This is a genomic window from Mesorhizobium sp. WSM4807, assembly GCF_055811615.1.
The window spans coordinates 54,774-73,316 of record NZ_JBVVQY010000004.1; the positions used below are offsets into that span (position 1 = coordinate 54,774).

Genomic DNA, 18,543 nt, shown 5'->3' on the forward strand with positions numbered 1-18,543 from the left:
CTTGCGCGTTGGGAATGGCGGGAGACGACCGATGCGGACATTGGTCCGATTGCGACAAATTCAGCGGCGCAATAAGCTTCGGCCGTGAGCTACCAGGCGATGAAAATTCGAGTGATCTGTGATCAGAGGACTGTTCGGGAATGTTTCCTAGACGCTTGGTCACATTGAGAGATTTCCGGGCACCGTCAGGACACAGAAGGAACCTGAATACAACTGAGCGCAAACCGATGAGACACAACTGAAACACATCGACGCGCCGGGCGACATGCATGCGAAACGTTTTGGGCGGATGGTCGAGCCGCACGCAGGCCAGGAGCGCAGGAGCGTCGCCAATGACACCCGACCAGATTCGACTTGTCCAGGATAGTTTCCACGAGGTCCTCCCGATACGCGTGGCAGCCGCGGCTCTGTTCTATGAACGCCTGTTCGCGATCGACTCGGATCTTCGCGCACTGTTTCTGGCGAGCGACATGCCCAAGCAAGGCGCAGAGCTGATGGCGAGCCTGGGCTCCGTCGTGCGCGGACTGGATCGTGCCAACACCGTCCTTCCGACCGTACGCGAGCTCGCCAAGCGTCATGTGGCCTGCGGTTTCAAGGAGCATCATTACCCGATCGTCGGGCAAGCGCTGATCGACACGATGGCGGCCGGCCTCGGCACGGCCTTCACGCCGGCGGTCCGCGAGGCTTGGGAGGCAGCCTATGCGTTGCTCGCAAGTGTGATGATCGCGGCTGCCCGCGAGGATCAGCTCGCAGCGTGAGGCATCCGATGCCAGAACAATCGGCACTTAAGTTAGCGATGTTCGCGCTTTGAAACCAAACGCGCCCGTGGCCCAGCCCAGCGGCCGGGATTGACAGTGGCTGTCGATTCCCGTGGTTGCATACGCAGTTTAACGGATCCATTCCCTCGAATTCGACCATAATTCGACGGAGGCTCAAACGCTCACTCCCCTGGTCTTATCGCAACCTCCTCTAATCGACAGCGCGAATGGTCGCGTCGCGAGGATGGAGACAAAAATGACCACTATCGATCACGCAAACTATTCCGCCTCGAAAGACAGGCTCGACGCTATCGGCTTCGCCAAATCCGCGATCCGCCTGGCCTTCCGTGCATTGAAGATGCGCAGCGAGCGAGTCACGCTACATTCAATGCCCGACTATCTGCTCAACGACATGGGCATCGGCCGCTCGGAGATCGATCACGTCACGTCCATGCGGTTTACAATTGCCAACAGCGCTCAACGCGGTCGCTTGAACGCGAAATGATGCTGATCCACATTGACCCGGCCTGCTGAACAGGCTCGGCTCGACGGGCGCGAGAGGTTGCCCCGAAGTCGGGCCAGGCCTTCAACACAAAAATTACTCAACCGCGCAATCCCTGGCGATCACCTCGCCGGGGTTTTGGCGCTTTGAACAAGGCCCACGTCTCGCAGATCGGTTCGTAGGGTGGAAGCATGTGGATCAAGCAATTCCATGGCAAATTCCACGAACGCAACCACCCTCGTTCAAACGCAGCGTCGTCACAAGGAAGCGGTCCGGCAAATTCGCCGCACTATTCACTTGGAGAAGACGATGCAACACACCACCAATGCCTCAAGGCCACCGTTGAACGGCGTCGACACGCCGAACCTTCTGGCAACGATCAACTTTGTCGCCGGCCAGCCTGAACTGGCCAAGTTCCAGTTCCGCGCCCACAACGAGTGGGTCGAAGGCACCCACAGCAAGAGCGTCATGCTCGGCTTCCACGGCGCCGGCCAGGAACAGAAGCATGCCAAAGCCTATTACGCCGACAGCGACCACCCGGCCGTGCTGTGCGGCGCCGATCACGGCCCCACCCCGGTCGAATGGCTGCTGCATGCGCTCGCCAGCTGCCTGATGGCGGGCGTCGCCAACATCGCCGCGGCGCGCGGCATCAAGCTGACCAAGGTGCAGTGCTCGGTCGATGGTGACATCGATCTGCGCGGCATCCTCGGGATTTCCGACGAGGTCCGAAACGGCTTTCAGAACGTCACGGTGGCGTTCGAAATCGAGGGCGATGCGCCGTCCGAGAAGCTCCAGCAACTGGTCGAGCAGGCACGGGCACGGTCCGCGGTCTTCGACGTGCTGACGAACGGTGTTTCCGTTTCGGTCGGTGTCAAAACCATCCAGTGATCCACCCGGAAAGGCGGTTCGGACGGGTGTCTGAACCGTCGCCCTCCAAAACTGATGGAAACAATATGGAACAGGCTGACGTTGTCATCGTCGGCGCTGGCCAGGCGGGCATCGCCTTGAGCCATTGCCTTCGAAAACGCGGGATCTCGCATGTCGTTCTGGAACGCGGGCGCATTGGCGAACGGTGGCGGTCCTCGACATGGCGTTCGCTCCGCCTTTTGACGCCCAATTGGCTGAACGCGCTGCCAGACTCCCCATATTGTGGCTCCGAACCCGACGGCTATATGAGCCGCGACGCGTTTGTGGAAACCCTGGTTGGCTATGCCCATCGATCGCAAGCGCCGGTGCGCTCGTACGTCGATGTCTTGTCGTGCGAACAGGATGGGCAAGGCTTCAGGCTGCGGACGACCGCCGGCGACTGGTCGGCGAAAGTCGTCGTTGTGGCCACCGGTCATTGCGACGTGCCGAGCATGCCCTTCCCGCTGCATACCAGCGCGGACCAACCGGTCAGCATCCACGCTTCGCAGTACCGAAGTCCCGACCAGCTTGCGTCAGGCGGCGTGCTGGTTGTCGGCGCATCGTCGTCGGGCGTCCAGATTGCCGACGAGCTGCGACGCAGTGGCAGACGCGTAATCCTGTCCGTCGGCAAGCACACGCGTTTGCCGCGCATCTGGCGAGACAAGGATATCTTCTGGTGGCTCTACCATATGGGATTCATGTCCCAGCGGCTGGACGATTTGACAGATCCCGACAGCGCCAGACGACAGCCTTCACTTCAACTTGCCGGTCGGGCGGATCGCTCCAATGTCGATCTGGCGACCCTCCAGGGCATCGGAGTCGAACTCACCGGGCGGTTGAAAGGCATCTCGAACGGGACAATTGGCTTTGCCGATGATCTCAAAGATAGCATCACGGCGGCGGACGCCAAGCAGGACCGGCTCCTTCGCCAGGTCGACCAGTTCGCGGGTCACAAATCCATGGCCGGCGCCCCCGCCCCGATCGAGGTGCCGACGAATTGCCTCAAGCGCCTGTCGTTCGCGAACGACGACATCGGCACCATCATATGGGCGACCGGCTACAGCCGCTCGTTTTCATGGCTGAAACTGCCCGTCATCACCGCAGATGGTGAACTGGCCCACAAGGGCGGGATAACGACCGTCGCCGGCCTCTATGCGCTTGGCTTTCGCTTTCTGCGCAAGCGCGATTCCAATTTCATTGGAGGCGTTGGGCCGGACGCGCAAGCGATCGCCGACCATGTCTCACACTATCTCGGTCAGAGCGGCCTCAAGGCAGCATAAGGACATTCCGATGCTTTCCAATGTCGTCCCCGCACATTCTCACTACGACGCCATCATCGTCGGCGCGCGCTGCGCCGGAGCCTCGACGGCAATGCTGCTCTCCCGGGCAGGATTGCGGGTGCTGGCAGTCGACCGCCAGTCCTATGGATCTGACACGCTGTCTACACACGCGCTGATGCGACCAGCCGTCATGCAGCTTTCGCGTTGGGGCCTGCTCCAACCGTTGATCCAAAGCGGTGCGCCGGTGATCAGGTCTACCACTTTTCACTATGGCGAGCAGGAGGTCACGGTGCCCATTCGGCCCGAGCCAGATATTCCGGGCCTGATCGCTCCACGCCGCACGGTGCTTGATCGCATGTTGGTCGATGCAGCACGAGCCGCTGGAGCCACGATTATGCACGACACTCCGGTCCATGATCTCATGTTCGACGCACATCGCCGTGTTCGCGGCGTCACATTGAGAGATGCCGGCGGCCAAACTCGCGAGATAAGCGCCGATATCGTAGTTGGAGCAGACGGGCTCGGCTCGTTTATCGCTCGCAAGGTCGAGGTACGGACGCTGGTGCAGGGGCGGTGCTCGGTGGCACATGTCTTCGGCTACGCCCCCGCGCCGGCGTTCTCGGGATACCACTGGTGTTTCGGCCGGAACTTATCCGGCGGCGTGATACCGACGAATGACGGGCTTGCCTGTATCGTCGCATCCGTTCCGACCGAGCGGTTTGATGCGGAGTTCCGTTTCGATCTTTCCGCCGCACAGCTTGCCCTGGCAGCGCTGGCACCCGGATTGGGATCGCGGGTCTTTGGCAATGGTGGCGAACGTCTGAAGGCCTTCCGCGGCACGCCCGGCCGATTGCGGCAGGCATACGGCCCTGGCTGGATGCTGGTCGGCGATGCCGCCTTCTTCCGCGATCCGCTGACCTCGCATGGTATTTCCGACGCCCTGCGTGATGCCGAAGGGGCCGCGACGGCAATACTTTCCTGTCGCGAGTCCGCATTGCGGGAGTTCCAGGAAGTACGCGACAGCCTCGCGCTGCCCATCCTTGAGACCACGGACGCCATCAGTGCCTTCGACTGGTCCCTCGAAGAGCTACCTGAGCGCCACAAGCGCTTCAGCGAGGCGATGAAATCCGAAGTCGCTGTGCTCTTGGCCCGGGCGGCGCGCGATCGCGAGGTTCCGCCTCTCCCGCAAGGGCTAGTGACGTCGCAGCTAGAGGCAATCTGAAACACAAAACAAGGAGCAAGGCTATGCAAACGACCATACGATCCGGATGGTCCGGAGTCCGGTTCGGACAACCGGAAGTCGGGGCCAGTGCAGAGCGAAGGCGCATCACTCGGGCTAGCGACATCATTGCGTTCAGCGACATGACCGGCGACAGAAACCCACTCCACTACGATGATGTCGTATCCGCCCGCACCGTATTCGGCCGTCTCATAGTTCAGGGCGGTGTCACTTCCGGCCTTCTCAATGCTCTGGTGGCCGAGGACTTACCGGGACCCGGCAGCGTCTTTCTTGGCGTCGAGTGGAAGTTCCTCAAGGCCGTCGGTATCGGCGAGGAGATCGTCGCACGCGCGGAGGTGCTTAGCGTGCGGGAAGACAAGCCGATCTGCACGCTGTCAACCACCGTCGCAAACTCGGCAGGCGAGATTTGCCTGTCCGGCACGGCAACAACCTACACTGTGCCGCTCGATTAGCCGCCATAGGCTGCCGGGCGGCTCCGCATTTCCATGCTCTCCCACACGCTGTCTCCAACGGGCAGAACGCATGTTCGAGGAACTAAGCGGAATGGTCCGCTGCAAACCAAGGAGCCAACTTTATGAACATCTCATTCGGTATCTATGCAACCCCGACATCCACTCTGTGGAAAGACATCCGCAAAGGTCCGCCGCTCGAGGCAGTCCGGGAGCACCTCGACCGGGTGATTAACTTCAGACGCCTTTGCGAGATCGCTCGCAGGGCTGAGATCCGGTGACGGAGTACGGGTCAAATGCGATGGCGGGCGTGAAGACACGTCCGCCATCGGTTTGGGTGTTGCGAACCCAAATGCTTCGTCGCTAATGTAAGGCCGACCATACGGTCAGGACAACCGGATTGAGCTCGGCCTTCGAAGTAAGGGTCTTTGGCGACCTCACGGTTCGCCGTGACGGCGAGCCTGTGGCCCTAACGCAATCGCGCAAGACGCGGGCGTTACTCGCCTATCTGGCCGTGCAGCAAAAGCAGCAGCGCCGCGAGTGGCTTTGTGAGATGTTCTGGGACGTCCCTGATGATCCTCGGGGCGCGCTGCGTTGGAGCCTTTCGAAGCTGCGCCAGATCTTAAACGCCGACGGCGAGACCCGGCTTGCGGCCGATCGCAACGTGGTCCAACTGAAGCCGGGATCGATCTGGCTCGACTACGATCTGATCAGGGGCCTGTCGGCCGATGCGGTTGGTTCGCTGCCTACAGAGCGTCTGGAAGCGATCGCTGCGGCTTTCGCCGGCCCGTTCTTGTCGGACCTCTATCTGCCGCGCTGCCAGGCGTTCGAGGCTTGGCGCGTCTATTGTTCGAACGAGACCGAGATTCTGCACCTGAAGGCGCTACGCGCCCTGATCGATCGCCTGGGCGACGAGCCTGAGCGGGCGCTTCCCCACCTGCACACGCTGCAGTCACTTCTTCCGGACAATGATCTAGCAGACGAGATCGCCCGCATTAACGATCAGGCTCGACTGACCGTCGCCGCTGCCCCGATCCGAAGTGGCACGACGGCTGGACCTGTTAGCCGGCCGGCCCCCGAACCTCCGCTGACGGGGCCTGTGCCCGAACCCGTCCCGTCGCCTTCGACGAAGGTTTCGTCAGGTAAGCAGCAGATACGCTACGTCAATGCCCGCGATGGCACCCAGATCGCCTATGTCATCAGCGGATCCGGGCCAGCGATCGTGCGTGCCTCGCACTGGATGTCCCATCTCGACTTCGATTGGGAAAGCCCGGTTTGGGGACATTGGATCGACGGCCTGTCCAGCGGCTTCACGCTTGTACGCTACGACGGGCGCCTGAACGGCCTTTCCGACACAGTCTGTGAGGATGTGTCTTTCGATGCATTCGTCGACGATCTCGAATGCGTCGTGGAGGCCGTGGGCCTCGACCGTTTCGTCCTCCTTGGAATATCGCAAGGCTGTGCTCTCTCGGTCGAATACGCCATTCGCCATCCCGAGAAGGTCGCGGGTCTCTTGATTTGGGGGGGATATGTTCGTGGATGGCGAGCGCGCGGAAATGCGGCGGAGATCGTCAGACGCGAAGCAATCTCGGCGTTGATGCGCCGGGGCTGGGGTCAGGACGACCCATTGTTCCGCCAAATGTTCACCAACCTGTTTATACCGGGCGCCAATCGCGTGCAGATGGATTGGTTCAATGAGCTGCAGCGCCGGACACTCACGCCGGAAAACGCGATGCGGTTGAGCTATGTCTTTGCCGACATTGACATATCGCGATCGCTTGAACGGCTGCATGTGCCAGCGCTCGTCCTGCATGCCAACGGCGACCGGGTCGCGCCTTTCTCGGAAGGTTTGGAGCTCGCCAGATCGATAACTGGTGCCCGCTTCGTCGAACTGGAAAGCGCCAATCACATCCTTCTTGCCGAGGAACCCGCGTTCCGCAACTTCATTCTCGAGGCGTCGGCATTTGCCAACGAGGCGCTTCAGGCGCAAACGGTCGTTGCGGTCGACCCGAGGACGCGGCGACAGGCAACGATCCTGTGCGCCGATTTCCAATACGCCGAACCGGTGATGGAGAACCTGCCTCCCGATGTCGCGCTGGAGCGGGTCGATCCCTTCCTCATGCAGGCCACCGCACTCGTGCGTGACAACGGAGGAACGGTTCTGACGATTTCCGAGAATGAGCTCGTCGCGTCGTTTGGCGCGCCTGAGCCGCTCGAAGGACATGCTGCACTTGCCTGCCGGACCGCACTCGCGCTGCGCGAGCTCGCGCTGCGCCATGGCGATTGGATGACCGGCGTTCGTGCTGCCCTGGACACAGGCGTCGTGATCGTCAGCCCGGCATGTGACGGGGCTTTGGAGGTACGCGGCGGGCCGGTGTCCGTGGCCCATACGCTGAGCCAGGCGTTGGGGCGCGATCTCGTGGTGGCAACCGCCAGGACCCGGGCATCGGCTGGCGGCTTCGTCAGTATGGAAGCGCTGGCAGCGCCACTTCTGTCGGAATACCCGAAGAACCAGCGGCTCTTTGAAGTGATCGAGATCAGGCGGGGCCGCTCGCGCTGGCAGTTGCGCGCCGAAACGCAGCTGTCGCCGTTCGTCGGCCGCGAGATGCAGCTGCAGATTCTGAACAAGGCCTGGCATGACGTATTCGACGGCGAAGGTCAGACGGTTTTCGTGGTCGGCGATCCCGGTCACGGCAAGTCGCGTGTCACGCATGAATTCGTTGGGGCCATACCTCACGATGATGCTGAGAATCTGGAGGTCGGCGCGCTCGAAACGGACCTGCGCAGCGGCTTCGTCGTAATTCGGAAGCTGCTGCAAACCCTGTTCGGCGTGGGCGACACCGAAGCGCCGCCAATCGCAATCGAAAAGGTACTGGCCGCGCAAAGCGCGCAAGGCTTCGATGAGCGGCTCCTCGATCCGATCATGGCAGTCATGGAACTGCCCGTTCAGGATCCGAACTGGGCTATCATTTCTGGCCAGGAGCGATCCCGGCGCATGCAGGAAGCAGCGGTTGGGCTTCTGCTCTTCCTTGGCCGCAGGAAGCCCGTCGTTCTCCTGGTCGAGGACCTTCATTGGATAGACGCCGAGAGTGAGGGGGTCCTGGTGCGGCTGGCGCAGGCACTGCCCACTGTCCGCTGCCTGCTTATCCTGACCTGTCGACCCGAATACGATCGCGGTGCCTTCGCCGCTGCAGGACCTTCCGAAATCCGCCTGCCGGCGTTCAATACGGCCGAAGCAGCAGCATTTCTTGACTACCTGGTTGGCGGGGACCCTGAGCTGGCGCAGCTCCGCGGTGCAGTCGGGGATGCGTGCAAAGGCAATGCATTGTTCCTGGAAGAGACCGTCCGCGCTCTCGCCGAGACCGGCAAGCTGGAAGGGCAGCCGGGCCGCTACCGGCCTTCTGGCGAGGTCGACGAGATCGTCGTTTCGGCGAGTATCCAGACGATCGTCGACGCTCGCTTCGAACGTCTCGACAAGGATTCGAAGCGGGTAGCCGAGGTCGCCTCGATCTTCGGCGGAGAGATTCCGGTGCCCTTGCTACGAAGGATGGCGACGCTGTCGAACCTTCGCTTCGATGCCGCCCTCGAGAATTTGAAGAAGGCCGATCTCCTAGTGGAGCTTCAGGTTTTTCCCGAGGCTTTCGTCCGCTTCAAGCACGTCCTCATCCGAACTGCTGTGTCAGGACGTATCGTATCGTCGGCGCTCATTGAGCTCCACAGGACTGCGCTTGCCGAATTGAAGGCCCATTACGCGGACCGGCTTGAGGAGCACAGCGAACGCCTGGCCAGACACGCGCAACAGGCTCACCTCTGGGTCGAAGCCGTCGGCTATCTTCTGATCTCGGCTCGCAAGGCGATCAGGCGGTCGGCGCACGTCAGTGCACTTGAGCAGCTGGACCTTGGGGTCAGGCTGCTGAGGAGCAACGATGTCGCCGACGCCGATGAGCAAGAGATCGAGTTCCAGCTCGCGAGGGGCGTGGCCCTCATGGCGGCTCGTGGCTGGGGTGCGACCGAAGTGCTCGCCGCGTTCGAGCGCGCCGAGGAACTTTGCGGTAAGATCGGCGACCAGGCGCGTCTGTTCACGGCGCTGCGCGGGAGAGCCCAATACTACATGCTTAGCGGTAAGCCGGCAGCGGCGCAGGAACTGGCCTGCCGATGGGCTGGCATGGCTAAGGACGACAGCGATCCCGGTCTCGCGATCGAGACCGAGCACATGTTCTGGACAAACAATTTCTTCCTTGGGGAGACCGCGGCGGCCCAGAACCATGCGGAACGCGCCATCGGCCTCTACGACCCCGACCGCGATCATTATCTTACGTACAAGTACTCCGGTCACGACCCGGGCGTCTGCTGCCGCTGCTTCTCGGGATTGTCAGCCTGGCTGGCCGGCGAGCCGGATAAGGCAAGGCTACGGTGCGAAGACGCAACCGGGCTCGCCGGACGTTTCGAGCATCCGCTGAGCATGGCGCTTGCGTATTGGGGGACCAGCTACCTCCATATGTTCGCGGGGGAGCCTGAGGCCGCGCTTCGGGCGGCGGAAAGCGAGTTGCAGATAGCAGAGAAATTCCAGTTGCCGCTCCTCGTCGGCCAAGCCGCGTTCCAGGTTGGATGGGGGCAATTCCGGCTTGGGGAACGGGGGGCCGGCCTGCGCGGCATGGAGGAAGCTATATCTGCCATTCGCCGGACCGGCGCCGAAATGGGGCTGCCCTATCTGATAGGCCTTTACGCCGAAGCGCTGGGCGACAGCGGCAGGCTGGACAGCGCTCGCAAGTCGGTTGAAGCTGCCCTCGAGCTCGGCCGCTACAACGGAACCTATTTCCAGCTCGCCGAAGTACTTAGGATCGAAGCCTGTATCCGCGAAAAGAGCGGTGGCGGACCTGACGAGATCGAGAAGATGCTCCACAACGCTGCGAACGTCGCTACCTTGCAGCGTTCCGCGATTGGCCAACTGCGTATCGCTGTGGAACTCGCTCGCTGTCTTCGAAGCCTTGGAGATGTCGAGAAAGCGCGTGAATTTATCGCGCCTCACGGCGAGCTTGTCGGTAAGCTCGACGACAGCCAGGATGCGCGGGCGGCGCGTGAGTTCTTCTAGCCAACGTGGCTACGTGACGCGTGCCCAGCAACCGCGCCGCCGCCACTGCGGCTGAATAAGCATCCGGCTACGCTAGGTTTTCGAAATCCAGTATGCGTCGGTGAAGCCGACATGCCTCGCTTCACGGTGATACCGCGTTAGTCCGGCAGGCCCGCCTTGCGAAGGCCTTCGATATATCTGCTGCGATCGTCCGGTCGATAAAACGGCGGCAGCACCTCGGCGAGATTCGAAAGCCGCAACGTAGGATCGAGTTCGCGCAGGCGAGCCATCATCTTCTCGGCTTCCGAAAGCCGACCGGCCAAGACGTAACTTGCCGTCGCCACACGCGTCGCACTCGCGTAGTTTGGTTGCGAGCGCAAAGACCTTTTCGCCCACTCAGCAGCATCGTTGTAGCGCCCGGCACAAAAGTGAGCGAGCGCGGTGCAAAATTCCCAAACAAAAAAGCGAGGATCGAACGGACTGAGGCGCATTGCCTGCGCGGCGCGCTCGACGGCTTTCTCCGGCTCGCCTAAGCACGCTTGAACCCAGGCGCTGTAACCCCACGCCGCAGCCAAGTTCGGGTTCAGGCCAAGCGCACGTTCGATGCAAGCCGCGCTTTCCTCCACATCGCCGCCTACATAGCCGAGCACGTATCCGCCGTACGAAAGGGCAATTGCATCGTCCCATCCAAGTTCGATCGCTCTCTTTGCCAGTCGGGTCGCCTCGGCAGTCTCTTCTAAGCGATCGATCATCCAGCGGTTGCTCTTTCGCGCCGCATAGCAGCGCGCCGCCCGGGCATAGGCGGCAGCGAACACCGGGTCACAGCCGATCGCCTTCATGAAGAACCGCAGAGCGTCATCCATGGTTTCCTTGGTGTTGACCGCTCGGTCGTGGGACGCCAACCCGCGCAGATAATAGTCGTAGGCGTCGAGGTCCTCAGTCGGCTTGCGCTTGGCGCGTTCAATTTCCGCCTCCTCGACCTTTGGGGTGATCGCGCCGACTATGCTCGAGGCGATCTGGTCCTGAAAATCAAAAACCTCGGCTAGAGTACCTTCAAAACGGTCAGCCCACAGGTGGAGGCCGCTCGAAGCGTCGAGGAGTTGTCCGGTGATGCGCAGGCGCTCACCCGCTTTCCGCACACTTCCCTCGACGATATAGCGGACGCCCAACTCCAGCCCGATCTGCTTAATGTCGACAGCCCGTTCCCTGTACGTGAAGCTCGAGTTCCGGGCGATGACGAACAAATGGCGGAATTGAGCCAGGACGGTGATAATGTCCTCGACAATGCCATCGGCAAAATAGTCCTGCGTTGGATCGCCGCTCAGATTTTGAAACGGCAACACTGCCACCGACGGTCGATCATCGTGTCTCGTTGGGACTGCCAGCACCTGCGCCGGCGCCGCGACGCCAGAGCTTGGCCCCGGCCGCTGATGTCCAGTTCGATCGCGGGACTGCAGGGAAGCCGCCAGTGAGCTTGTCTGCGCCTCCGGCTCCGCGTCCAGCTGCTTTTTCAGAACAATCCGACAGAGCTCGAACTGGCGCAAGGCCGCGTTTTCGTGACCGCGATGCGCGTGGATCCGGATCAGCGCCCGATGGGCGGCCTCCGCGGTGGGATCTGAGGCGAGCAATCTCTCCGCGAGCCCCTCGCAGGCGGTCTCTTCCGCCGAGCCGGGGGTAGGCAGCGCGAGGCTCAGCCGATCCACCAACTGCAGCGCCTTGCGCTGATACCTGTTCAGATAGGGTCCAAACCACTCATCCAGTTCCTCAGGAATGGCTTCCCCTGCAAGCACCCCACCGCGGTAGAGGTCGGCGGCGTAGGCGAGATCCGCCACCCGGCCCTCCTCCAGTTTGCGGTCGAAGATCGAGATGTCCGTCTCATCCGGACCGGCAATCAGCGCGACGGCTTCCTGATCCCCATCGATGTAGAGGGTGGCATCCTTGCTGATCGGGAACGAGCGCCGGATGTCGACCAGCGCTTGCCGCAAACTATTGCGGGCCTGGCCATTGCTTCGTCCCGGCCAAAAGGCTTCGGAAAGCTGCTCGCGACGATGGCCGCGGCGGCCCGCCAGCACCAGGGCGGCAAAAAGCAGCGAAGTCTTGCGCGTGGCGAAACGGACGGGCCGGCGCTCCGGCGAAGTAATCTCGAGGCCGCCCAGCAACCTGATGCGCACAGATGGTCTCCAGACTTTGACCGCCGCGGCAGAATACATTTCAGAAGATAATTTTAACACCGATTTAACGGCAGCTCGTCGGACTTTTCCGTTCTTTTCACGCACAGCCGAACAGCCCGAAAACACCCGCGTGGCACGCTCCCACCCACAAACATCGAATGGGAGACTAGAAATGGCTCATACGGAAACTCGCACCGGCCGCAGCGCGTCGAAAAAACGCCTGTTTGGATCTAGCAGGAAAAGCATAGCACAAATGATCGCCGCCTTCGGGGGATGGCGACGGACCGTCGCAAGACGCAGGGCACTAGCCGACTTGACGCCCGATCAGCTGAACGACATCGGTCATCCGGAGGCCCATCGACCCGCACTCGACATCAAGGCAGGTCTGATGACGAACTTGATGTCGATGCGGTAAGATCGGCGTACCATTGCGCAAAGCTATCGACCTGCTCTCCAATCGCAACCCGCCCATGAGGCTTTCAGGCAGCGGCGGATGGGAGCAATATGGCGGCCAATTCAACCTCCGGATCGCTGCGATGTTGGAAATCCCGGAAGATCGATGCGAGCGCCACCGCCTGTTCAAGGCCATCGATGACGCGTTCAAGGCGGGCGACTTCGAGGGCCTCGGTGTGGCTCTCGGCGGCTCACCCGGCTGGTTCGACGAGCAGATGCCCTTTGAACTCGGCCTTGGGCATCCACTGGAGTATGCGATCTATTGGAGCCCCGCCGCTTTCATCTCGATCTTACTGGATGCGGGCTCGGACCCGAACTATCACCACCACGGCGGTTTTCCGGCAATCATTGCGGCACTGTCCGCCGACCGGGCTGACAGACTGGAAATCGTCCGAATCCTGATCGATGGTGGCGCAGACCTGAACATGCGGGGCGTAAACGACTGGACGCCGCTTCACTATGCGGTCGCCATCCGTAGCGTCGATGCCATCCGCCTGCTGTTGGCGGCGGGCGCCGACCCATCGCTCGAAACCCGCATCGACGACTATACGACGGCCCTCGAGGACGCCGACAATGCCGGCTTTGAAGCCGGCGCTTCGTTGCTGCGCGATGCGATGACCAGGCGCGGCTCCAATGGACGGTGAGTTGGGGGACGATGCCGGTGAAACCATAGCCGAAGATTTGAGCAAGGCTGGCCTCAGGTCTTCGTCAGTCCCGCTTTGAAGCGTTTGCCGTTGGCAACGTAGTGCGCGGCCGAAGCGCGCAGCCTGGCTACCGCGGCATCGTCCAGCTCTCGCATCACACGCGCGGGCGAGCCAATGATCAGCGAATTGTCGGGGAATTCCTTGCCTTCGGTGACCAGCGCGCCGGCGCCGACCAGCGAGTTCTTGCCGATTTTCGCGCCGTTCAGCACGATGGCGCCCATGCCGATCAGGCTGTTGTCGCCAATCGTGCAGCCATGCAGCAAGGCCCGGTGGCCGATCGTGCAGCTTTGCCCGATGGTCAGGGGAAAACCGACGTCGGTATGCATGACCGTGTGCTCCTGCACATTGGTATCAGCGCCGATAACGATCGGCTCGATGTCGCCGCGGATGACGACGCCGAACCAGAAGCCTGCATTGCGGCCGACCCTGACATCGCCGATCAATGTCGCGTCGGGCGCGATCCAGTTGCTGTCCGCGTCCTCGAAACCAGGGGCTTTTCCGTCGATCGCATAGAGCGGCATTTTTCGCCTCCGAATCGTCTCACACTGAAAAATCAGCCGAACCTAGGAGAATGCCCGCTCGGGATGCAATGTCGATCAGCACGACGCCCAACGCCAAGGCCCAGACCGTAGCGGTGCAACCGCAAGAGATCAGCGCCGGGGCGGAAATGCGGCCTTCCCGCCAGGCGTGGAGGGCTTCGTTGGCGAACATCAGGGGCCCGGCGCAGGCCGTCGCGAAGAGCGAGCGCAGCACATGCGCCGGCGACACAGAGGGCTCGACGAAGGCAAGCCGGCGGCCTGATATCAGCTCCATAGCCGATCCGGTCAGGCCGCACGCCGTCAGCCCAACCATAAAAGCAAAGAGTGTGTGTTCGACCGGACCCATCTTTACCTTCCATTTACCATGAAATCGCACAGTCGTGTTCGACAGGCGCCGTTGCAAGAGCCGTGCCGCGCCACATGTGCTGCTTAAGGACACCCAAGAGGGACGTCTCCAGGGGACACCCAGGGACATCTTGGGACGGGCGGCCGAAATTGGGGATCGCGATGAAGCAGACAGCCACCGCCAACGGTCCGCAGCTCACCGTCGTCGATTCCAAGCTGATGAAGCGGGTGTTCTACGTGTTCGCGGGGCTGGCAATGCTTTCGGTGGCGATCAGCCTTGGCGGCAAATGGCTTGGCCGCTCGATCGCCATGGCCGGATACACCGACGACACGACAATCCACGAGGTTGTGATCGGCAACAACGTCATCGCCGTGCCGGCCAATGTCATCCGCTTCGACCAGGCCCGGCGCGATGGCATCGCCTCGCGGTTCGACCTCTATCTGCGCTATCCCGAAATGGACGGCTACAGCGAGGCCGCGCGCGACGATTTCAACCACACCGGATCGAGCAAGAGGATTATCTTTCTGTCGTTCGAACGACAGGTCATGTCGCGTGACATGAGCGGGCGCTTCGCGCCGATCTACAGCGCACTGATTGTCCAGCCCGGCACGCCCGGCCCGGGCGGCACGACGCTCTACGGCTTCACCGAAAACTCAGGCTATTTCAACGAGGTGCTGGCGGTCGCCAATAGCCGGGGCAAGGACCCGTTCGTGGCCCGCTGCCTGAGCGGCCCAAGTGCCGCGCAATCGCTGGCGCCCTGCGAACGCGACATTCTGGTCGGCAACAGTCTCAGCCTCACCTACCGCTTTCCCATGGAATTTCTAGGCGACTGGCAGGCGCTCGACGCAGCCATCGCCGCCGAGGCTGCGCGTATGCTTAAGACAGGGCGCTAACGCTTTGTGTCTGAAGGGATTATGCGACGCGCTTTGGAGGCAAATCGCAAACGGCGGAGCCCCCTTCTCCGCCCAGGGATGACGGGCGCCTGCCGGTAACCGCGAATCCCCGGCTCAGGCCAGATCGATGTCGAGGATCGCCATCGAGAAATTATAGTCGCCGTCGTCCTCGTCCTTGAAGACGATGCCGAGGAATTCGTCGCCGACATAGACCTCGGCCGAATCGTCCTTGCGCGGCCGCGCCTTCACTTCAAGCTTGGGGTTCTGGAAGACGCGCTTGAAATAGGCGTCCAGCTTTCTGATTTCGTCCGGCTTCAAAAGTCTTCTCCGATCGTCGGTCTTGCTCGTTTGAGCGCGCTTCTGGCACGTCGACAATGGCGATGTAAAGGCAAGCTGACCGGATATGCGAGAACCGACAGGCGGCGGAGCCGGCAAACGGAGTTCGGCTGCCCGCCCCGCGGACTTGAAATCAGATATCGAAGCTGACGACGTGATCCATCGACTGCGACGGCAAAAGCTGGTCCATTTGCCGCGAAGGCTGGTCGCAGCCGGTCTCGCCGACGACGCGGGCCGGCACGCCGGCAACCGTCTTGTTGTGCGGCACCGGCGACAGCACTACCGAGCCTGCCGCGATCTTCGAGCAATGGCCGACTTCGATGTTGCCGAGGATCTTGGCGCCGGCGCCGATCAGCACGCCATAGCGGATTTTTGGATGGCGGTCGCCGCCGGCCTTGCCGGTGCCGCCCAGCGTCACGCCGTGCAGGATCGACACGTCGTCCTCGATCACCGCCGTCTGGCCGACGACGAGGCCGGTGGCATGGTCGAGGAAGATGCCCTTGCCGATGCGGGCGGCCGGATTGATGTCGGTCTGGAACACCGAGGACGACCGGCTCTGCAGGTAGAGCGCGAAGTCCTGGCGGCCTTGGTTCCACAGCCAATGCGCCAGCCGGTGGGTCTGGATGGCATGAAAACCCTTGAAATAGAGCACCGGCATGATGAAGCGGTCGCAGGCCGGATCGCGATCGTAATAGGCCTGGATGTCGACACGCACCGTCGACGACCAGTCGTTGTCATCGGCCGCCATCGCCTTGAATGTCTGGCGAATGAGATCGGAACCGATATCCTGATGGGCGAGCCGCTCGGCCAGCCGATGGATGACCGCTTCCTCCAAGTTTTCCTGGTTGAGGATGGTCGAATAGAGGAATGCCGCCAGCAGCGGATCGCGGTTGACCGCCTCCATCGCTTCGTCGCGGATCGAGCGCCAGATCGGGTCGATCGGCTTCACCATGCTGGGGCGGGCAATCGTAACGCTGTTCATCAATGATCTCCGGCCATCTAACGTCTCCGGCTTGGCGACTTGCCTATTCTCCGGCCGCATAATGCGAATCGCGATCAAAGTGATTCAGGCGATGCGCATCAAGTGCCTGTTTTGAGCATGTCGTTGTCCCAAAACCGCTGCGCACTTTTGCGCGACATGCTCTATAAGCCAGATCATAGCACGGTTGAACTCAATTTTCCTTAGTGCTTTGTCAAATGGATTTGGTTCACGGAAATTCAAGCGGCCATGGAAAACGAAGCCTTGATCGACGCGCCGATGAAGAATGAGCTTTCCGCGCTCTACCGGGCCGAGGGCCGCCACTATCACAGCCTTGCCCATATCGAGGCGATGCTGGCGCTGGCCGGCGACTATCGGGCGTCCCTGCACGACCCCGAGGCGGTCGAAGCGGCGATCTGGTTTCACGACGCCGTCTATGACAGCCGGGCCAAGGACAACGAAGCGAGGAGTGCCGCCCTTGCCGAGAAAAAGCTCGCCGGCCGCACCGATGCGCAGCGCCTTGGCCGCATCACGGCGATGATATCAGCCACCGCCACGCATGAGTTGCCGCAGTTTGACGACGAGAATGCCGCCCGCGACGCAGCGCTGTTTCTCGACATCGACCTGGCGATCCTGGGTGCGACGCCTGATGCGTTCAACGCCTATGAACAGGCGGTTCGCCGCGAATATGGCTGGGTGGAAGAGCCGATGTGGCGTGCCGGCCGCAGTACTGTTCTGAAGAGTTTCCTCGCCCGCCCGCGCATCTTTCACACCGAGGAGTTCCGCCAGCGGTTCGAGGCTCAGGCTCGGCAAAACATGGCGCGTTCGATCGAAGCGCTTGAGGCATGACCTGACCCGGAAAGCCCTTAGAGCGTGTTTCTCTTCAGGTGATGCCGGTCGACCGGCCCATGGCTCCAGCCTCCGGCAAGCCCATCCTACGAAGGCCGCGACGCTCGAAGGTCATGGCATGGATCCATGCCGCTACAGTGGCCGAGGAATGCAGCGAGCGAGTGGCGCTTGCGCCATCTCCGGGTTGGGCTCGACCTGGATCTCAACGCCCGATGCTCCGGACGGGAAAAATGTCGCCGGAGGCGGTTCGCTCATCTTCTCGCGCAACTCAACCACCGATGTGCTCACAACGGATTTTCGGCATAGAATTCCAGCACCCGCTGCTTGAAGGTCTTGTCGCCGACGGCCAGCATGTGGTCGCGGCCCTCGATGTGAAAGGCCCTGGCGTTCGGCATCAGGACGGCCAGTTCGTCGGGCGAACCGCCGATATCGTCCTTGGTGCCGACGGCAATCAATGTCGGCTGGGCAATGCGCGCAATGTCGGCCTCGGCCAGCAATTCCCGCGAGGTGGCAATGCAGGCGGCCAGCGCCCGGCGGTCACTGCGGGTCTGGTCGGCGAAAGCGCGAAACGAACGGCCGCGCGGATGGCTGGTGGCATCAGGGTCGTCGGCCAGAAGGGCAGCGGCGATCGGATCCCAGTCGCCGACGCCGTCGACCATGCCGACGCCGAGACCGCCGAAGACCAGCGTTGCCACCTTGTCCGGGTCGGAAAGCGCCAGGAAGGCAGATATCCGCGCGCCCATCGAATAGCCCATGACATGGGCGCGTTCGATGCCGAGATGGTCGAGCAGGGCCGCAGCGTCGGACGCCATCCGGTCCGGCGTATAATCGGCCTCCTCATAGCTCTTCGACGAGGCGCCATGGCCGCGATTGTCGAAGGCGATGGCGCGGTAGCCGGCATCGTTCAGCGTCTTGAACCATCCGGGCGACACCCAGTTGACGTAATGGGTCGAGGCAAAGCCGTGGATCATCAGCACCGGATCGCCCTGCCCCGTTGCCGGCTGGCGGTCGAGGAAGGCAAGATCAAAGCTGCCATGGGAGAAAAACTGCATTTGCGACGGTTCCTG

General features: G+C 61.8%; 17 protein-coding genes. 11 read left to right on the forward strand and 6 right to left on the reverse strand.

Translation table 11 applies throughout. The annotated features are described in order from the left end of the window. Window positions 1-332 precede the first annotated feature (332 nt). From AC0L3N_RS06330 to AC0L3N_RS06360, 7 genes are all read left to right on the forward strand, one after another. On the forward strand, window positions 333-758 hold the full coding sequence (locus AC0L3N_RS06330) for a globin family protein (protein WP_135937609.1): 426 nt from the start codon (window positions 333-335) through the stop codon (window positions 756-758). Window positions 759-1,014: 256 nt separating this feature from the next. Continuing rightward, complete coding sequence (locus tag AC0L3N_RS06335) at window positions 1,015-1,263, forward strand: DUF1127 domain-containing protein (RefSeq protein ID WP_473546429.1); 249 nt, start codon at window positions 1,015-1,017, stop codon at window positions 1,261-1,263. Window positions 1,264-1,569: 306 nt separating this feature from the next. Further along, window positions 1,570-2,148 carry an OsmC family protein gene (locus AC0L3N_RS06340; RefSeq protein WP_473546431.1) on the forward strand — a complete coding sequence of 193 codons (579 nt, stop codon included), beginning with the start codon at window positions 1,570-1,572 and terminating at the stop codon, window positions 2,146-2,148. Between the two features lie 65 nt (window positions 2,149-2,213). After that, on the forward strand, window positions 2,214-3,446 hold the full coding sequence (locus tag AC0L3N_RS06345) for a flavin-containing monooxygenase (protein ID WP_473546433.1): 1,233 nt from the start codon (window positions 2,214-2,216) through the stop codon (window positions 3,444-3,446). Window positions 3,447-3,456: 10 nt separating this feature from the next. Then, window positions 3,457-4,668 (forward strand): NAD(P)/FAD-dependent oxidoreductase, encoded by a 1,212-nt coding sequence (locus tag AC0L3N_RS06350; protein ID WP_473546435.1) that lies wholly within the window; start codon window positions 3,457-3,459, stop codon window positions 4,666-4,668. Between the two features lie 23 nt (window positions 4,669-4,691). Further along, complete coding sequence (locus tag AC0L3N_RS06355) at window positions 4,692-5,138, forward strand: MaoC family dehydratase (RefSeq protein ID WP_473546437.1); 447 nt, start codon at window positions 4,692-4,694, stop codon at window positions 5,136-5,138. A gap of 397 nt (window positions 5,139-5,535) precedes the next feature. Continuing rightward, window positions 5,536-10,227 carry an alpha/beta fold hydrolase gene (locus AC0L3N_RS06360; RefSeq protein ID WP_473546439.1) on the forward strand — a complete coding sequence of 1,564 codons (4,692 nt, stop codon included), beginning with the start codon at window positions 5,536-5,538 and terminating at the stop codon, window positions 10,225-10,227. A 137-nt stretch (window positions 10,228-10,364) separates the two neighbouring features. Here AC0L3N_RS06360 and AC0L3N_RS06365 read toward each other — a convergent pair whose 3' ends face one another. Next, on the reverse strand, window positions 10,365-12,377 hold the full coding sequence (locus AC0L3N_RS06365) for a BTAD domain-containing putative transcriptional regulator (RefSeq protein WP_473546440.1): 2,013 nt from the start codon (window positions 12,375-12,377) through the stop codon (window positions 10,365-10,367). Between the two features lie 172 nt (window positions 12,378-12,549). Here AC0L3N_RS06365 and AC0L3N_RS06370 point away from each other — a divergent pair, with 172 nt between their 5' ends. Both AC0L3N_RS06370 and AC0L3N_RS06375 read left to right on the forward strand, forming a co-directional pair. Next, a complete protein-coding gene (locus AC0L3N_RS06370) occupies window positions 12,550-12,792 on the forward strand; it encodes a YjiS-like domain-containing protein (RefSeq protein ID WP_473546802.1) in 243 nt (80 codons plus the stop codon). Window positions 12,793-12,913: 121 nt separating this feature from the next. After that, entirely contained in the window at window positions 12,914-13,474 is a 561-nt protein-coding gene (locus tag AC0L3N_RS06375) for an ankyrin repeat domain-containing protein (RefSeq protein ID WP_473546442.1), read from the forward strand. Window positions 13,475-13,527: 53 nt separating this feature from the next. Here AC0L3N_RS06375 and AC0L3N_RS06380 read toward each other — a convergent pair whose 3' ends face one another. Together AC0L3N_RS06380 and AC0L3N_RS06385 are read right to left on the reverse strand one after the other, a co-directional pair. Continuing rightward, on the reverse strand, window positions 13,528-14,055 hold the full coding sequence (locus AC0L3N_RS06380; RefSeq protein WP_473546444.1) for a gamma carbonic anhydrase family protein: 528 nt from the start codon (window positions 14,053-14,055) through the stop codon (window positions 13,528-13,530). A gap of 19 nt (window positions 14,056-14,074) precedes the next feature. Continuing rightward, the gene (locus AC0L3N_RS06385; protein ID WP_473546446.1) at window positions 14,075-14,419 is read right to left on the reverse strand and encodes a DUF6949 family protein; all 345 of its coding nucleotides are present in this window, start codon (window positions 14,417-14,419) and stop codon (window positions 14,075-14,077) included. 161 nt (window positions 14,420-14,580) lie between these two features. Between AC0L3N_RS06385 and AC0L3N_RS06390 the strand changes: the two genes are divergently transcribed. Then, on the forward strand, window positions 14,581-15,312 hold the full coding sequence (locus AC0L3N_RS06390; protein WP_473546448.1) for a hypothetical protein: 732 nt from the start codon (window positions 14,581-14,583) through the stop codon (window positions 15,310-15,312). Window positions 15,313-15,426: 114 nt separating this feature from the next. Here AC0L3N_RS06390 and AC0L3N_RS06395 read toward each other — a convergent pair whose 3' ends face one another. Then, window positions 15,427-15,630 (reverse strand): DUF3126 family protein, encoded by a 204-nt coding sequence (locus tag AC0L3N_RS06395; protein ID WP_013531334.1) that lies wholly within the window; start codon window positions 15,628-15,630, stop codon window positions 15,427-15,429. 151 nt (window positions 15,631-15,781) lie between these two features. After that, complete coding sequence (gene cysE / locus AC0L3N_RS06400) at window positions 15,782-16,630, reverse strand: serine O-acetyltransferase (RefSeq protein WP_473546450.1); 849 nt, start codon at window positions 16,628-16,630, stop codon at window positions 15,782-15,784. A 246-nt stretch (window positions 16,631-16,876) separates the two neighbouring features. Here cysE and AC0L3N_RS06405 point away from each other — a divergent pair, with 246 nt between their 5' ends. After that, window positions 16,877-17,476: an HD domain-containing protein gene (locus tag AC0L3N_RS06405; RefSeq protein ID WP_473546452.1), complete on the forward strand. Its 600-nt coding sequence runs from the start codon at window positions 16,877-16,879 to the stop codon at window positions 17,474-17,476. Between the two features lie 284 nt (window positions 17,477-17,760). Here AC0L3N_RS06405 and AC0L3N_RS06410 read toward each other — a convergent pair whose 3' ends face one another. Next, window positions 17,761-18,528 (reverse strand): alpha/beta fold hydrolase, encoded by a 768-nt coding sequence (locus AC0L3N_RS06410; protein WP_473546454.1) that lies wholly within the window; start codon window positions 18,526-18,528, stop codon window positions 17,761-17,763. Window positions 18,529-18,543 lie beyond the last annotated feature (15 nt).

Excerpts from the sequence above, each read along its gene's own strand:
- AC0L3N_RS06385 (WP_473546446.1), bottom strand. The coding sequence starts at position 14,419 with ATGGGTCCGGTCGAACACACACTCTTTGCTTTTATGGTTGGGCTGACG.
- AC0L3N_RS06355 (WP_473546437.1), top strand. The coding sequence starts at position 4,692 with ATGCAAACGACCATACGATCCGGATGGTCCGGAGTCCGGTTCGGACAA.
- AC0L3N_RS06335 (WP_473546429.1), top strand. The coding sequence starts at position 1,015 with ATGACCACTATCGATCACGCAAACTATTCCGCCTCGAAAGACAGGCTC.
- cysE (WP_473546450.1), bottom strand. The coding sequence starts at position 16,630 with ATGAACAGCGTTACGATTGCCCGCCCCAGCATGGTGAAGCCGATCGAC.
- AC0L3N_RS06380 (WP_473546444.1), bottom strand. The coding sequence starts at position 14,055 with ATGCCGCTCTATGCGATCGACGGAAAAGCCCCTGGTTTCGAGGACGCG.
- AC0L3N_RS06345 (WP_473546433.1), top strand. The coding sequence starts at position 2,214 with ATGGAACAGGCTGACGTTGTCATCGTCGGCGCTGGCCAGGCGGGCATC.
- AC0L3N_RS06405 (WP_473546452.1), top strand. The coding sequence starts at position 16,877 with ATGGAAAACGAAGCCTTGATCGACGCGCCGATGAAGAATGAGCTTTCC.
- AC0L3N_RS06390 (WP_473546448.1), top strand. The coding sequence starts at position 14,581 with ATGAAGCAGACAGCCACCGCCAACGGTCCGCAGCTCACCGTCGTCGAT.
- AC0L3N_RS06340 (WP_473546431.1), top strand. The coding sequence starts at position 1,570 with ATGCAACACACCACCAATGCCTCAAGGCCACCGTTGAACGGCGTCGAC.
- AC0L3N_RS06350 (WP_473546435.1), top strand. The coding sequence starts at position 3,457 with ATGCTTTCCAATGTCGTCCCCGCACATTCTCACTACGACGCCATCATC.
- AC0L3N_RS06375 (WP_473546442.1), top strand. The coding sequence starts at position 12,914 with ATGTTGGAAATCCCGGAAGATCGATGCGAGCGCCACCGCCTGTTCAAG.
- AC0L3N_RS06330 (WP_135937609.1), top strand. The coding sequence starts at position 333 with ATGACACCCGACCAGATTCGACTTGTCCAGGATAGTTTCCACGAGGTC.
- AC0L3N_RS06410 (WP_473546454.1), bottom strand. The coding sequence starts at position 18,528 with ATGCAGTTTTTCTCCCATGGCAGCTTTGATCTTGCCTTCCTCGACCGC.
- AC0L3N_RS06370 (WP_473546802.1), top strand. The coding sequence starts at position 12,550 with ATGGCTCATACGGAAACTCGCACCGGCCGCAGCGCGTCGAAAAAACGC.